Below are 16,639 nucleotides of genomic sequence, written 5' to 3'. Positions count from 1 at the left end.
TTACTATGATTTATTACACAGGTGGGCAGTATATTTAATATTAAATAATTCTCAAGATTTACTTTCCACTTGTGCAGTATTTTTTGTTTCAGTAAAAACAGTGTAGAATGTTGTAATCAGGTAATTATGTGAAATGAAGATGACCGAAAAGAAGCAAGGTAGAAGAAGTGCAAAAGACGCCGAAGAGACGCGTTTTTTGATCATGAGCGTTGCCGCAGACATGTTCTGTGACTTTGGCTACGATCGTGTATCACTGCGAAACATCAGTGAAAAGGCAGGCGTCTCGCATAGCCTTATCCGCCACCACTTTGGTAGCAAAGAAAAGATTTGGCATGCAATAAGTGATTGTTTACACGATTATTTTCAGTCTTACATCAGTAAGATTATGGAAGAGCTGCCAAAAGATGTTGCGCCAAATATCGCTATCTACCTGTTTAGCATGCGTCTGTTCACCAACATGATTCACTCACGTAGGCCAATGCAGCTTATTTCAGACTCTGTTCGCCAAGAAGACAACCTAGTTGATTACTTCATCGACAATGTCGGCGATGTTGAAAAAGAGATTAACGGGCTTGCCGCTGAGTACAATGCAGCTAACCCAGACAAAATGATCAACATTTACGAAGTTAAATGGCAAATGATCATGTACGCAAACGGCGCTGTATGCCTCACTCCCTTTATGGAAAGCACTTGGAATGAAGGCGATATGGTCACCTCTCCTGAAGATGTTCTACTTAAGCATTGGCAGCTTTTCAACACGCAGATGGTCAGCAAGTTCAATATTGATGAAGAGTGGGTTCTAAACCCAACCTCGATTGAAGAGCTGATTTATGAAGTGCCATGTGAATGGAAGTGTAACCAGGAACATAAAGCTTAATCGGGTTCATACCCATGATGAGCTTATAAGATACAAAAACGCGCCGTTACAGAAGTCACTGTAACGGCGCATTTTTATATGTATAGATCTTTAAACTGGAGCTTTGTCCAGCTTGTTAACGACGTGCTTTACCGCGGTTTTGGTGAATCTTAAGCTTCGCTTTCATCTTACGTTTTTCTGATGAACGGCTCTTGCTGCGACCACCACGATCGGGCGCTAGATCTTTTTCAAGGCTTGGTTCAAAGCCCTCTAGCCACTCTTGAGGCAAGCGCGTATCAAGTAATCGCTCAATGTCACCCAATAGGTAAGCTTCATCCTGACTCATCAAAGAGATCGCTAAGCCGCTGTTACCCGCACGGCCAGTACGTCCGATGCGGTGAACATAATCTTCTGCTTTAAATGGCATGTCATAGTTCACAACTTGTTCTAGCTGCTGAATATCAATACCACGAGCTGCCACGTCGGTTGCGATCAACGCACGAACTTTGCCTGACTTGAAATCGTCTAGGGCTTTTTGACGCGCACCTTGGCTCTTATCGCCATTGATTGATGCCGCTTTAATGCCGTCTAACTTAAGCTCTTTAACGAGAGCATCAGTGCCCTGCTTAGTCTTTGTGAACACCAACACTTGTTGCCAGTTTTTTGAACCAATCAAATACGCTAATAGCTCACTTTTACGCGACTTATCTACCGGGTAAACCATCTGTGTTACGGTTTCAGCGGTGCTGTTTTTTGGCGTAACTTGGATTTCACTTGGCTTCTGCATCATACGGTGTGCAATCGCTTTGATTTTGTTATCAAACGTTGCAGAGAAGAACAGAGTTTGACGCACTTCGTTCATGCGAGAAAGAATACGCTTAATGTCAGGCATGAAGCCCATATCTAACATACGGTCAGCTTCATCCAGTACCAGTACTTCCGTTTGGCTCAACATGATGTTTCTAGTGAACATGTGATCAATAAGACGACCAGGCGTCGCGACAAGAATATCTGCGCCACCGCGTAAGTTATCAGTTTGCACCTTCATGCTAACGCCGCCGTAAGCCACCACGACTTTAATGTCGGTGCCCTTTGCGTAGCTAGTTAAGTTATCGAAAACCTGTTGTGCCAATTCACGAGTTGGCACTAATACAAGCGCACGAACGAGCTTAGGGTTCGGAATAACGTTGTCTTTTGTCTCGATTAATCTTTGAATAATCGGTAAACCAAACGCAGCCGTTTTACCTGTACCCGTTTGAGCACCAGCCAGTACATCTTTGCCTTCTAATACCAATGGAATTGCTTGTTCTTGAACACTGGTAGGAGCCGTAAAATTAAGCTCAGACAACGTGGCAAGAAGATGCTCAGATAATCCTAGTTGGTTAAAAGATTTTGTAGATTCAGACATAGTATGATGCTCAAAGATTAAATAGGCGCGGATTGTAGCAAACCTGCATTACGCTGTTTACCTTTCCTTTTGATTTTTCTTCATTTGAAGCGCATTAAACTGCTTAGCTTCCTCTAAAACGTTGGGATAAAGCTCATTAAAGTGACACTGCAACGTATCATAGTGACGTTCGAGGTCATCGTAACATGCCTCGAGCATACCGAGCTTAGGCCTTCTCAACGCCATTCGCTGCAACACCACCTCTATAGATGACATGTCTTGATAGCTCTCTAACCATCTATGCTCAGCCATTTTCTGATGAACCATAACGAAATTTTCAGGCCAGTGTGGCTCTTGATGTTCAAAGATCTGCTCATGGCTATCTAAACAAAAACGCTCTAATGTCTGCTGTGAAAACTGATCCCAATGATTGGCTAAGCAGTGATCCCAAAATACATCGAGTGCGATAGGCGCAAAGCGTCGTGTTTGGTCTGAGAAAAGTGATTTTGCAGAACGAGATACATCATGACGATCAGTATAGCTATCAACAAATCGATGAAGCCTAATACCGTCAGAAAGGGAATCAGAATAGTGTTTATTAGGGTCGCCTTTAACAAAATCACCTAACAGGTTACCTGCTAAGTTGCTGTTACAGTGCTTGGCGATGTGAAGGTGTGCGAGAAAGTTCATTGAACCTCATTAAAGTATCGAGAACTAAGTAACATGGTAAACGTACTCGTTTATCTTCGCGAACTTTAATGAGGATAGTTTTGGTATGACGTGTGAGCGAATACGATTTGCTCAGTTTAGAATTGTTTGCTTTGAGAAGCTTTAGCTAAGAAAACTTTTAGCTTTAAAACGTTTCAGTTGAAACTGAATTAAAGATCTTAAAAGCTTAGTTCGAAGACTTGAAAAGCTCTCCTGCTAACTGTTTCACTGTCTGCTCATAGTCAGACAAATCAATGCCAATTTCCATAGCATCTAACAACTCTAGACTTTCGTCATTATAAGATTGGTCACTCATTGTGCCCCCTCTATTCCTTGATGTGGACATGATGTCCGATTAACTAGTGCACCATCTTGGACTTATATTATGTCACTTTGATGAACGCACTCTACTCTACCCATTCCATATTCATAGCTTAAAGCTACTCGCGATCATTAACGCTTTTTTGCGCTAAAGGGGTATACGCGAACGACATATGTACTGCCACCTTACACCAAGTACAACAAATTACTCTATAAATTTTGAAACCGATCATGGTCAAACGTTTGCTTTGCTCATTTGAATGCTGACACGCCCCTTTGTGTAAATATTAATTTACAGTGGATGTTTTTAATTACAATAAGAATTGCATTTGGAATTAAACTCAATCAGAATACTTCAAAATCGAGATATTCTTTAGGTTTATGCGCTTAAGCTAGAAGAATTACAATGAAAACACACCCTAACGTAAAGAATTATATACAATGAATAAATCAAAGGTTTTTGGTAGTACTTTGATCATTGCAGGCACAACCATTGGTGCTGGCATGCTCGCTCTTCCACTTGCTTCTGCGGGTATTGGCTTTTCAACTTCACTTTTCTTGATGCTGGGTTTATGGGCGTTAATGGCCTTTACGGCGCTATTAATGGTAGAGCTTCACCAATTCGCAGAATCTGACGCTACCCTACACACGTTAGCTCATACCATTTTAGGAACAAAAGGAAAGTGGATTGCGAGCTTCGCGGTGATGTTTCTTTTCTACGCTCTGTGTGCGGCATACATAGCTGGCGGCGGTGCGCAATTTAACCAACGAATTTCGGATATCGCGGGTATCGAACTCAATGCTCAAATCACCACGCTTCTATTTACCCTATTAGTTGCCGGCGTTGTGACGATTGGTACACACAGTGTTGATAAAGTTAACCGCGTTTTGTTTGGCTTAAAGCTTATCGCGATGGTTTTGGTACTCAGCTTCCTGGCGCCAAACATTACCTCTCAATACCTAATGAGCATGCCTTTACAGCAAGGCCTGATTGTGGCGGCGATTCCGGTTGTGTTTACCTCTTTTGGTTTCCACGGCAGCATCCCATCAATTGTTCGATACCTAGATGGTGACGTTCGTTCTTTACGTAAGGTAATGATTATTGGCTCGGCACTGCCTCTGGTTATCTACGTTTTCTGGCAAAGTGTTACTTTGGGTGTGATTAGCCAAGAGCAATTATTGTCTGATACAAGTTTAGGCGCGCTATTAGTCTCACTATCGCAAACTGTTCATCAATCCAACCTAAGCGTGATCGTCGGTGTGTTTGCGGACCTTGCACTGCTGACATCTTTTATTGGTGTAAGCTTGGGCTTATTTGAATTCATGGGCGACTCACTGAGCAAGAAACTAGGTAACGCAAAACGTGTTAAGACAGCTGCTATCACCTTCTTACCGCCACTGGGTTTTGCCTTATTTTACCCACAAGGCTTCATCATGGCTTTAGGCTACGCAGCCATTGCACTTTCAGTGCTCGCGATTCTGTTACCAACAGTGATGGTCTACAAGGTTCGTTACACTGATTTCTCTGTCAAACCTCAATCTGCAGAAGCCAGTTACCAAGTGTTAGGCGGTAGCAAAGCGTTGTTTTTAGCAGGTAGCGTTGGCGTATTTATCATTGCCATTCAAGTTCTTATTTCAGTAGGGTTACTGCCTTCTTTGGGCTAATAAACCTATACAGAACTAATTTACTTGATCCAGATCTCACAAATAACATGTCACTATCATTAATTTTCACAATTAGTCGATTGAAGTCACATTTTTATTGAGGTCGGTTATTTAGAGTCCACGGTAAAGGATTTACCGTGGAGTTTTTATGAAAGAAGTACAATTTCGAACGATAGACAAACTGTTTATCAAGATGTCGATCAACGACAAATTTTGGGTCATTTTCTTAATCTTTTTTGCCGCTTTGGCAAGCCTAGCTGGACTGAACTACGTCAACAAAATGGAACACATTGACGTAACTGCAAAACAGCAGGTCGAGTATCAACTGCAAGGCATTTTATCAGCATCAGATTCCCCTGCTTCTGTTCGCTCTGTTAGCCAGCAAACTCGCGCTCAACAAACCACTATTTCAAACAATGGTTCGGTGACTGCCACAGCACTCGCACAAGATGGCAACTACTACTCACTTACCGTTTCAACTAACGATATACAGAATCAAAAGCAGCAAGCACTGTACACTTTCTTACTGAGCTTTTTGTGGTGTGTGCCTTTTGGTCTTTTCTGTTACTGGGTAGCGACTTTCCTAGGCGGCGCACTTTGGGTTCTTTATTCAACGACTCAAAAGATTGGTGATGGTGACTTAACATCACGCCTTGGCTTCCACCCTGGCCGTGACGAGTTCGGCACGATTGGTTGTGCGCTTGACCGTTCAATGGACACGCTTAGCGAGTTAGTCAACAACGTAAACCACAGTGCAGCAACGCTAAGTGAAACGTCAGCTTCTTTCGAAACAGAGATGAAGCGCAGCGAAACACAAATCATGAGCCAAAATGCCTCTCTAGACTCTGTAGCGACAGCAATGGATCAGATGACAGCTTCAGCAAATGAAGTCTCTAACATCTCTGCACGCTCAACGGAACAAACCGAGCAAGACGCGCAGCAAATCAACGATAGCCACGCGAAAGTTCAACAAGCGATCTCAGAAATCACCACCCTTTCTTCTTTGATTGAGCAAACCTCATCTTCTGTTACTAGCTTGAATGTGAATACGAGCCAAATTAACGAGGTCATCACGACGATCAATGCTATTTCAGAGCAAACTAACTTACTTGCTTTGAATGCCGCGATTGAAGCCGCTCGTGCGGGCGAACAAGGCCGAGGTTTCGCTGTTGTTGCTGATGAAGTAAGAACACTGGCAAGCCGCACTCAGTCGGCAACGGTAGAAATCCAAGCGATGATTGAGCGCTTACAGCAAGAGAGCCAAAATATCGCGAAGATCACCGAACAGACGGTTGATCAAGCGCAAACCAGTAGCCAGTTGATTTCGGACATTGGTCACGACGTAAACTCGATTGCAGATTCAGCTCAAGCGCTAATGGACATGAGTATCCAAATCGCAACATCAGCCGATGAGCAAAGTAACGTTGCCAATACGATTGCAGCAGAGCTTAACGATATTCGAAGCCAATCCGATGTGATTAAAGACGTGGCTCAGAATTCTTCAAATGGCGTATCTAGGCTAACAGAAGCGTCGGTTTCTCTATCTCAGACATTGGCACGCTACCGAACTTAAGGATCAACTGGTGAACTAGCGGCGTGAATTGAAAACAAACTAATGAGGACTCGTAATGGGTCCTTTCTTTTTGGCTTTTGTTTAATAACATTACAAGAACCATGGTCGATAACGATGACATTATCAATTACCATGAAGCAAGTCGCAAAGGAGAGATTAAGAAGTGTCAGAACTGTCTAATATTCGAGCTTAGGAGTAATCTAATTGAACGGGTCTTTTTTCGCTTACCCCCTTGCTGCAGGTGACACATAATGAATAAAACAGAAACACCAAACACCGACGACATTACATGCCCTTTATGCCAACACGACGAGTATCTGCTTTCAGAAAGTGGAGAAAAGTTTACTTGTGCATCTTGCGGTTTCCACACCAAACAATTTAGTAAGGTAGTCAGCCTTCAACTAAGCTCTACCCCACCAAAGCTGCAGAATTCGATATACCACCATTTGAGCAGTGCTTGCCATTAATCCAAACTGAAATTTCTTCTAAACTGTAGATATCCTGAGCCGCGAGTTCTGCTGAGTCGGCTTCGGGATCTACGATTGCTTCATCAATACTCGGGCGTAATCGAAACGATTGGATACCCGCGCGAACACCAGCCTCAATCCCTTTCAACGTATCATCCACGTAGATGCACTCATTTGGCAGAAAGCCCATGTTCATGGCCGTGTACATGATTAGATCAGGCTCTGGCTTCCAGCTGTTAGCATCAAAAGCTGAGAACACTTTGCCTTTGAAGTCGTCTAACATGCCTGTCATCGCCAATGAAGATTCAACCCTAGATTTCGGTGCATTGGAAGCAATACAAAACTCGATGTCTTGTTGTTTGAGGAATTCAATAAGTTCGATAGCGCCATCCATCGGTTTTAAATGACGCTGGAACAGTGCTTGTAATTCATTGCGATATAACGGCTCAAGTGTATCAATCGAGATAGATAACCCAAGACGTTCTTGTGTATCCATTAAGATGTCGGCTAGCTTCCCGCCTTGAAAGTGCGCATAGCAGTCGTTGACGTTTAGCTCCGCTCCAAAGCCAGTGAAAACGTTCACCAAAGCTTGGCAGCACAGCTTTTCACTATCGATAAGTGTTCCGTCACAATCGAAAATCACACATTTAGTCTGTTCTAACCGCATAGGTATCTCACTCAGATTGAATCCAAGTTTTATCCTATAGTGTTCTTTCAATGCGCGAGATGATTGAGGTAACAGTTTGCAGATACAGGCTTATTTCTCTTCGCGAAATATGGAGTTGATCACTTTATCGCTCAGCATAAGCAATAGTTTTCATTAAATTAACCCAGATTCTACGAAACCAAATACTGCGAGCTTTACATAAGCTACTCAATTTCAGGAGAAAATATAAATCACTACTTCCTAGCCGGATCGTGGTGAATCGATAAAAAAAATGGCTTATAGGCTACTCAGATAGAGCGACAATTAGCTAACAACCGACTCTTCTAAGACCTTAGCTTCAAGCGAAGGTGAAGGTGAAGACGCATATTCTACAGTTCCAGTATCGGGGTACGAATCTCGGATAGCGACAAACTCGGATAAGTGTTTCAGTAGCAATTTAGTTAGCTGAGGATCAAACTGGTAGCCACACTCTCGCTCAAACAAATCGACCACCATATCTAACGGCCACGGTTCTTTGTAGCAACGTGCACTAAGCAGCGCATCAAACACATCGGCTACGGCAGTGATACGAGAAAACAGGTGTATTTCATCACCCACTTTTCCATTCGGGTATCCAGCACCATCCCAACGCTCGTGATGTTCGTTAGCAATGATTGCCGCGAGGTTGGTAATATCACCCGCTCCGCTCTTTAGTAAGTTATAGCCAGCCGTAGTATGAAGCTTCATCACCTCCCACTCTTGGTCGGTTAATTTCCCAGGTTTATCCAAGATTGATTCAGGGACTGAAATCTTACCCACATCGTGCATTGGGCTGATGATCTCAATCATCTCGACCTCGCGATGGCTCAAGCCACGATACTTAGCAAGCAGTGCAGACAACTTGGCTACACGCTTAACGTGATTACCAGTTTCGCCAGAGCGGGTTTCAATTGCCTCTCCGAGAACATGAATCATATCCTTTTGGATATTCAAGGTCTGTTTCTGAAGCTTTAAGATTCGTTTGTTCTTATTCGCCAACTCTTTCTTTTGGCGCAGAGTGACAAATTGCATCAAGATGATCAGGCTCAAACCCGCAATCACCATCGACAGCCCCAATAACAACTGGAAGTTTTTGCGAATAAAGGATGAAGGCTCGTTAATGAAAACCGCTTCGTCAGGTAACGCGTTTCCACTAATCCCGTATCTCTTCATTGCAGGGTAATTGAATACAAAACGTTTGTTGTCTCCGGGAGTTAACGGTGTAGTAAAACCAAGTGGAAGGTATTTATCCAACGCATCGACGGCCTGTTCACCCATGCTTTGTGAGTGATTAACGTAACCACCGAGTACATCACCCGAAATATAGAACTGCCATAAAGCAAACACCGGAGCAGCACTCGCTTTTGACAACGTATCCGCAATCTCTTGGTAAGTGTGATAAACCCCTTGCTTTAACTCGGTGTTGTAATGACTGAGCAATACCGCATCGTCCGCAGAGATCCCTTCCAAAAATTGGCTCGTATGCTCCAGCGACAAGTCGCGAATTTCTACGAGATTGATATTTGAAAATTCAGCCATCATTTTGTTCATTTCTTTATGAATCAATTCAGACGTGACACTGTAATCATTTACAAAATAGAGATTCTTTAGATTAGGTCTTAATTTGGAGATCAGCTTAATATTAACGTCTATCTGATCGTTATCGTAAAGCACAGTTGCTCTGTCAGACACCGCGTACATGTCGGTGCTGAAATCATTGATGCCGGCTGCAACGACAGGTGTGGAGCGATCAATCAAATTAGGCAGAGATTCAAGAAAATTGGCTGCGTTATCGTCCGTCGCAATTACGCCATCAAATTTATAACCTGCATACTTCGCACGTAAGTAGTTCGCGAGAGAGTCGTAATACTCTGGGCTGTGGGCACGCTTTGAATCCAAATACTCTATTGAGAGTTTAACTTCGGTTTGAGACTGGCTGAACGCACTGTCTATCCCTTTTTGGAAGTCAGCAGTCCATTGATAAGAAGGTTCGTATGAGTGTAAAACTAGGATGCGTTTAATATCCCAGTCGTTAGCAAAACTGAGTGAAGAATAAGCGCTAACACATAATACAGCGATTGATATCAATAGCTTGTACATACAATACCCTTTAAATAAGACGGGGTATTGTACTTAGATTAACGCTTTGTCAAAGAATCTTTAGTTCTCGATCCATACTTTATCGCAAGAAGCATGATCTTGTGCCCAAAAATCGTGTAACTGCTTAGCAAAGTTGTTGATACTTTGACCATTTTCAGCAACGACATCCGAGATCAATAGGGAACCATCCGCTTCTGTGACGATAGCGCTCGCCACAACTTCACCGTTTTGAGTACCAATATATAATACATGATCGTCAGAAAGCATAATTTGGCTCAAGAACTCAAGCATGTGTGCCCTTTCGATTTCATCTTGGTAAACGCTTGCTTGGTTGAGTGAAAATAGCACGGTCAATTTATGGAAATCGACTTTATGCAGTTCATCAATTTGGGAAGGAGTTTGATCTTGTGCTAGGAGTTGGTATGTCTTGGATGGAAGTTTGCTTTGATAAAGTTCACGGCCGAGGAGGCTCTCTTTTGCGGGGTAAGCAATATCGAGCTGACTAAATAGCCATTGGTTTTTCTTGTGTGCAATTTCAGGTATTTCGTTATTCATTCTTTTAGTACCTACGGTTAGTATCCCCAAATATCGCAGTTATTTGGAAGACATACGGTCGGCTGAGGTGCCGAGCTACAAGCAGAGAGCATACAGAGCATGACCAAGGCCAACAAGTACTTTAAATGCTTCATATTTTTCATTATCCAACAACATCCTTTAAGAACTTAACGAAAAGCTCTACACTCGTATCCAAGCTTTCAATATCCTTATAGTAAACAGAACTATATAAATAAAAAGGACTTCTTATGAAAAAAGCCTTAATAGCAGCAGGTATCGTGACAATGTTAGCTGGCTGTTCGGACAACGAGGTTGGCGACGTCTCACTGGGTTTCTTCACAATGAAGGATATCAAGATGTCTTCATTAGATGACGATAAGATCGCGGGTGTTACCTGTCATATCGCATCAATCGAAGCAAACCTTAGCCTTTCTGATCCAAGTGATAGCTCTATATCTTGTCGTCAAACAGGTGAAATTACACCAGAAATGATTGCTCAAATAGACAAGAGTAAGTCTGGCGAAGTGGTATTCAAGCAATCGAAAAGTATCTTCTTTAAAACAATGAAGGTTCGTCGTATCTACGATGCAGAGAATCAGTCGCTGCTTTACTTGTCTTACACCACCAAAGAAACAGAAGGTAGCTTCAAACACAGCCTTTCAACTGTTCCACTATGGGGTACAGAGGCTTACGTTGATCCAGCGACGTTAGTACAGCCAACCGAGTAGTTTCAAACATATAGTTAGTTGAATCACCTGTACAGACATTGTGCAGGTGATTCAAAATGTAATAAAAATGAAAGAAACAGAAACAAAATGTGATATCATGCGGCAAAATTTTTTCACTGTATTTTTCATATGAAGTTTCCTGGACAGCGTAAATCTAAGCACTACTTTCCAACTCACGCACGTGATCCGTTGGTCAACCAAATTCAACAAACGCCTAAGCTTCACCGCGCAACGATTGTGGGTGTTGGCCAAACGATTGTTGATATCGAAGCCCGTGTTGACAACGAGTTCCTAGAAAAATACGAGCTGAGTAAAGGTCACTCACTGGTATTGGAAGAAAGTAAAGCAGATGCGCTGTATGAAGAGTTAGTTGAGCGCGGTTTGATCACGCATCAATATCCTGGCGATACTATCGGCAACACACTGCACAACTATTCCGTACTTGCGGACAGCAAATCTGTCCTGCTTGGCGTAATGTCTAAGAAGATTGAAGTTGGCTCATTTGGTTATCGTTACCTTTGCCGCACTTCTTCTCGTATGAATCTAAACCACCTTCAAACTGTTGATGGTCCAATTGGTCGTTGTTACACGCTGATTTCTGAAGATGGCGAACGTACGTTTGCAATCAACGAAGGCCACATGAACCAACTTCTTCCAGAAAGCATTCCTGAAAAAGTCTTCGAGAAAGCGTCTGCATTGGTTGTGTCGTCATACCTAATGCGTGGCAAACCTGAAGATCCGATGCCAAAAGCGGTACAAAAAGCGATTGAATACGCGAAAGCGCACAATGTGCCTGTTGTACTAACACTTGGTACTAAGTATGTGATCGAAGGCAACGCTGAATGGTGGCAAGAATACCTGAAAGAAAACGTAACCATCGTCGCGATGAACGAAGATGAAGGTGAAGCGCTAACGGGTGAAAAAGATCCTCTATTGGCTGCTAACAAGGCACTTGAGTGGGTTGACCTAGTTCTATGTACTGCAGGCCCTATTGGTCTATACATGGCAGGTTACACTGACGAACCAGCGAAACGCGAAACCACACTGCCATTGTTACCGGGTAACATCCCTGAGTTCAATAAATACGAATTCAGCCGTGCGATGCATAAGCAAGACTGTAAAGACCCAGTAAAAGTGTACTCTCACATTGGCCCTTACCTAGGTGGCCCACTTGAGATTAAGAATACCAATGGCGCTGGCGATGGTGCACTTTCAGCACTACTTCACGACATGGCAGCAAACAGCTACCACCACGTGAATGTACCAAACTCAGAGAAACACGAGCACACTTGTCTAACTTACTCTTCACTGTCTCAAATTTGTAAGTACGCAAACCGTGTAAGCTACGAAGTGTTGACTCAGCACTCTCCTCGCCTTTCTCGTGCATTACCTGAACGCGAAGATAGCTTAGAAGAAACATACTGGGATCGTTAATCGACCATATTAGGCAGTTACCTCTTAAAGGTTAACGCCAAGTGAGATTACCCATTCCTTGAAGGGCTGCTATATGCAGCCCTTTTTGTATTCAACACCAATATAACGGCAGCTGAAGTTAATCATATCGAATATTTTGCTCGTTTAAGATTTGATCTCGCGCAATGACTCTTTAGATCTGTTATCTTCCAGCACATAATTCGTGTGGTTTGCCTTTACTTGGCAAATTTATACAGTACTATCGCCACGCAAACGTTTACGTACCGCCTTTCGGTTCTGATATAAGGATCAAATATGCTGTCTGATATTGATATTTGTCGCTCTACTCCCCTTAAAAACATCAGTGAGGTTGCCAAGCAAGCTGGCCTGCACCACAACGAACATCAGCCATTAGGGCAATTCAAATCTAAAGTGTCTCTCACATCACTTGAACGCCTCGCCAACCAACAAGATGGTAAGTTAGTCGTAGTCACGGCGATCACACCGACACCTCTTGGTGAAGGCAAAACCGTCACTACTATCGGATTAGCACAAGGCCTCGCAAAGATTAACCAATCTGCAATGGCCTGCATTCGTCAGCCTTCAATGGGCCCGGTATTTGGTGTAAAAGGCGGCGCAGCGGGCGGTGGTTACTCTCAAGTTGCCCCTATGGAACAATTAAACCTGCATCTCACGGGCGATATTCATGCTGTTACGGCCGCTCACAACCTCGCCTCCGCCGCCATTGATGCACGTTTGTATCATGAACAGCGTGAAGGGTTAGACGCCTTTGAAACGCGCTCAGGCTTAAAAGCATTGAATATCGACCCAAGCAGAATCGTTTGGCGACGTGTACTTGACCATAATGATCGCGCATTACGCATGATCACGGTTGGCAAGAACGAAGCAGACAAAACAATTAATGGCTTTGAGCGCGAAGATGGATTTGATATCTCAGCCGCTTCTGAGCTAATGGCCATTCTTGCTCTAGCTGATGACCTTCAAGATTTAAGAAAGCGTATCGGACGGGTGGTACTTGCTTACAACAAACAAGGCTTGCCGCTAACCGCAGATGACTTCAACGTTGCAGGCGCAATGACCGTGACCATGAAGGATTCTATTGAACCAACATTGATGCAAACCCTTGAAGGCGTTCCTACCCTAATTCACGCCGGGCCTTTCGCGAACATCGCACATGGTAACTCTTCAATTATTGCCGATAAAATAGCGTTAAAGCTGAGTGACTTTGTGGTAACTGAAGGTGGTTTCGGCTCAGACATGGGCTTTGAGAAAGCGTGCAACATAAAAGCGAAAGCGTCGAATAAGAAGCCCGATTGCGCTGTGGTTGTCGCAACCTTACGTGGATTAAAGGCTAACTCTGGTTTATACGATTTGAGACCGGGCACTCCGTTACCTGATTCAATCTTTAATGATGACCAAGACGCGCTTGTTGCAGGGTTTGAGAACCTAAAATGGCACATCACTAACGTTAAGCAATACCAAGTGCCTACAGTTGTTGCGATTAATCGATTCCCACAAGACTCAGCTCAAGAGCTCGATGCTTTGAAACAGATGATCACCGACTTCGATCCAAGCGTTAGCGTTGAAGTAAGCGAAGCATTTGGTCAAGGTGGCGAAGGGGCGACTCAACTGGCTCACGCCGTGGTAAAAGCTTGCCAAAAACAGAGTGGATTTAAGCCTTTGTATCACTCAGAGCAAAGCCTAGAAGAAAAGCTGATGGCAGTCGCTGAAGTTGGCTATGGCGCAGCAAGTATTACGCTATCTCCACTGGCTAAAAAACAACTGGCCGAATTCAAACTGCATGGCTATAACGACCTATCGGTTTGTTTAGCAAAAACACCATTATCGATCTCGACAGAAGCACACGTAAAAGGTGCACCAATCCAATTTGACGTGCCCGTTAGAGAACTAAAATTGTGTGCTGGTGCTGGTTTTATTTACGCGTTGTGCGGCAATGTGATGACCATGCCAGGCTTGCCTGACAAACCGGCGTTCATGTCGTTAGATATTGATAGTAATGGAAATATCGTAGGCCTAAGCTAGCTGTCCTTAGTTAGATAAGCGGCAATTAATCGCGATTAATTTGGCTAATATTTCGGAACATCGTTCCATATTGAGCAATCAAGCTTAAGTGCAATAAGTTGCACTTAAATCGTAGTTATATGCGAATCTTGTCTTAACTTCTCGGTCAAGATCACATTAAAAAACCTATAAAATATATAGTATTGCGCTGATTCTTTGAGGACAGTGATGAATACAAGTATAAAAAAACTAGTCAGCCAATTTCTATGTACCATCTTTGCCCTAGGACTAGTCCCTGCCCTCTACATCAATTCTGAACTTGACAGAATTGATGCTCAGCACACTCTAAATATTAAGCAGTCTAGCCAAAATCAAATCGAATACAGCTTTCATGAACTCGCTGTTATTGTTGAGCAAATCTCTAACTCTGTTCCTTCAATCGCCGACTCTCAAACACTACTCCGAGCGATTCGAGAACCTTCTATTATCCATAAAGAAACCCTGCAAGATCTTTGGGTGATGTTAGCTCGTGGCCAAAAATACTATTCCCATCTTCGTTACCTCGATCTAGCTGGCAACGAAGTGTTTCGCGTTAATTATAAAGACAATCAAGCAATCGTGGTTCCAGATAGTGAACTGCAGAACAAGTCTTCGCGTGATTACTATGAGGTACTACAGCAATTAAAGATTGGTGAGATTAGCTCTCGCGGTATTGATCTTGAAGTCGAAAACGGAGAGATCGTTCGCCCTTTGATTCCAGCGCTACGCATTATGACGCCAGTCGCTGAAAACAACCGCATTATTGGTTACTTCATCGCAAACCTGAACATGCTTGAGATTTATAAGCGCCTTTACTATCAAATTGGTGCATCTTCTGCTGTTCCTATTATTCTCAACAAAACCGGACACATAATCATGGGGCCGGATCCTACGGAATCTTTCGGACATGTAATTGAATCACGTTCAGAGCAGACTTACGCAAAGTTATACCCTGAGCTTTGGACTGCGATTCAAGACAAGACATCTTCGAGCTATTTCGATGGTGAGAACTGGTATTTTCATTCCGACATCAGCCCTAAAATCAAACAGTTTGAAGGCCCTATTTACATGGTTCTTCACATTGAAAATCAGCAGTTCAGCAGTCAATACCGACAAGAAAAACAAGCGATCGTCGTTCAGATCATCACCTTGTCTTTCTTGATTTCGATGATCTCCGCTGGCTTCGTATTGTGGAACAGCAACCACAAGAAGAACAGTATCGAGAGCCAACTTGCTAAGGCCGCAATGAATGGCATGTCTGCCTTGGTGATTACCGACAGAAACAACCGAATCATCAAAGTAAACCAAGAGTTCACCCGTGTGAGTGGCTACGAGTTAGAAGACGTAAAAGGCCGCCAACCGTCCATGTTTGCCTCTGGTCGCTACAACGAAGAGTTCTACATCAAGATGTGGAGCATCATCAAAGAGAAAGGCATGTGGGAAGGCGAAGTGGTTAATCGTCGTAAAGACGGGTCTTTGATCACGGAAATATTGCGAATCCAAACCATTAAAGACTCGAAAGACGTGATTCAGTTTTATGTCGCTTCATTTGTGGATATAAGTAAACACAAAGAGCTAGAAAACAAACTGAGAAACCTGAGTGAAAAAGATGCCTTAGCTGGGTGTTGGAACCGCCGTAAATTCGATCTTGAGCTGCGAGATGAGTGCTCTCGTGTTAATCGTTACCCTACTCGCGAACAGTCTTGTTTAGCGATTTTGGACATAGACCACTTCAAACGCATCAACGACAGATTTGGTCACGATTATGGAGATCGCGTCATTCAAACCGTTGCTCAAGTATTACAACGAGAGTGCCGAGAAACTGATTTTGTGGCTCGTATTGGTGGCGAAGAGTTTGGCGTTATTCTGCCTCATACCACAACAGAAGAAGCTGAGTATGTACTTAACAGATTGAGAATCGCAGTCAGTATTGAGCTCGATAACGTGGTGACGGTCAGTGGTGGAATTACCAACCTGACCAACGACCCTGCTCTTAACTACAAGTGCGCCGATTTAGCACTTTATGAAGCCAAAGCAGCAGGTCGAAACAGTGTGTGCCTGTTCCTAGATAGCGAAATGAGCGAAATCGCCTAACAGAA

General features: G+C 43.3%; 12 protein-coding genes. 7 read left to right on the top strand and 5 right to left on the bottom strand.

From position 1 onward, the window contains the following. Window positions 1–133: 133 nt before the first annotated feature. Window positions 134–877, top strand: coding sequence for a TetR/AcrR family transcriptional regulator (locus AB4585_RS10695; protein ID WP_017069888.1), 744 nt, complete (start codon window positions 134–136; stop codon window positions 875–877). A 115-nt stretch (window positions 878–992) separates the two neighbouring features. Here the strand turns inward: AB4585_RS10695 and AB4585_RS10690 are convergent, their stop codons facing one another. Both AB4585_RS10690 and AB4585_RS10685 read right to left on the bottom strand, forming a co-directional pair. Further along, on the bottom strand, window positions 993–2,264 hold the full coding sequence (locus tag AB4585_RS10690; RefSeq protein WP_017059829.1) for a DEAD/DEAH box helicase: 1,272 nt from the start codon (window positions 2,262–2,264) through the stop codon (window positions 993–995). Between the two features lie 57 nt (window positions 2,265–2,321). After that, entirely contained in the window at window positions 2,322–2,933 is a 612-nt protein-coding gene (locus tag AB4585_RS10685) for an ACP phosphodiesterase (protein ID WP_017059830.1), read from the bottom strand. 780 nt (window positions 2,934–3,713) lie between these two features. Between AB4585_RS10685 and AB4585_RS10680 the strand changes: the two genes are divergently transcribed. After that, window positions 3,714–4,937: an aromatic amino acid transport family protein gene (locus AB4585_RS10680; protein ID WP_017064640.1), complete on the top strand. Its 1,224-nt coding sequence runs from the start codon at window positions 3,714–3,716 to the stop codon at window positions 4,935–4,937. 148 nt (window positions 4,938–5,085) lie between these two features. After that, window positions 5,086–6,510 (top strand): methyl-accepting chemotaxis protein, encoded by a 1,425-nt coding sequence (locus AB4585_RS10675; RefSeq protein ID WP_136973510.1) that lies wholly within the window; start codon window positions 5,086–5,088, stop codon window positions 6,508–6,510. 408 nt (window positions 6,511–6,918) lie between these two features. On the opposite strand, the gene AB4585_RS10670 is transcribed toward AB4585_RS10675, so the two are convergent. From AB4585_RS10670 to AB4585_RS10660, 3 genes are all read right to left on the bottom strand, one after another. Further along, complete coding sequence (locus AB4585_RS10670) at window positions 6,919–7,644, bottom strand: HAD-IA family hydrolase (RefSeq protein ID WP_017059834.1); 726 nt, start codon at window positions 7,642–7,644, stop codon at window positions 6,919–6,921. A gap of 303 nt (window positions 7,645–7,947) precedes the next feature. After that, window positions 7,948–9,762 carry an HD domain-containing phosphohydrolase gene (locus tag AB4585_RS10665; protein ID WP_372155692.1) on the bottom strand — a complete coding sequence of 605 codons (1,815 nt, stop codon included), beginning with the start codon at window positions 9,760–9,762 and terminating at the stop codon, window positions 7,948–7,950. A 60-nt stretch (window positions 9,763–9,822) separates the two neighbouring features. Then, window positions 9,823–10,317: a hypothetical protein gene (locus AB4585_RS10660; RefSeq protein ID WP_017064644.1), complete on the bottom strand. Its 495-nt coding sequence runs from the start codon at window positions 10,315–10,317 to the stop codon at window positions 9,823–9,825. A gap of 248 nt (window positions 10,318–10,565) precedes the next feature. Here AB4585_RS10660 and AB4585_RS10655 point away from each other — a divergent pair, with 248 nt between their 5' ends. The 4 genes from AB4585_RS10655 to AB4585_RS10640 all read left to right on the top strand — a co-directional run bounded on the left by AB4585_RS10655 (window position 10,566) and on the right by AB4585_RS10640 (window position 16,634). Continuing rightward, window positions 10,566–11,045: a CreA family protein gene (locus AB4585_RS10655; RefSeq protein ID WP_017064645.1), complete on the top strand. Its 480-nt coding sequence runs from the start codon at window positions 10,566–10,568 to the stop codon at window positions 11,043–11,045. Between the two features lie 129 nt (window positions 11,046–11,174). Next, entirely contained in the window at window positions 11,175–12,479 is a 1,305-nt protein-coding gene (locus AB4585_RS10650; RefSeq protein ID WP_372155691.1) for an inosine/guanosine kinase, read from the top strand. Window positions 12,480–12,773: 294 nt separating this feature from the next. Then, window positions 12,774–14,522, top strand: a complete 1,749-nt coding sequence (locus tag AB4585_RS10645) for a formate--tetrahydrofolate ligase (protein WP_372155690.1) — start codon at window positions 12,774–12,776, stop codon at window positions 14,520–14,522. A 207-nt stretch (window positions 14,523–14,729) separates the two neighbouring features. After that, window positions 14,730–16,634: a diguanylate cyclase gene (locus AB4585_RS10640; protein ID WP_372155689.1), complete on the top strand. Its 1,905-nt coding sequence runs from the start codon at window positions 14,730–14,732 to the stop codon at window positions 16,632–16,634. Window positions 16,635–16,639 lie beyond the last annotated feature (5 nt).

It is taken from the genome of Vibrio sp. 10N.222.49.C9, from assembly GCF_041474985.1.
Lineage (GTDB): Bacteria > Pseudomonadota > Gammaproteobacteria > Enterobacterales > Vibrionaceae > Vibrio > Vibrio crassostreae_C.
This window is presented reverse-complemented; position numbering and strand designations above follow the sequence as displayed.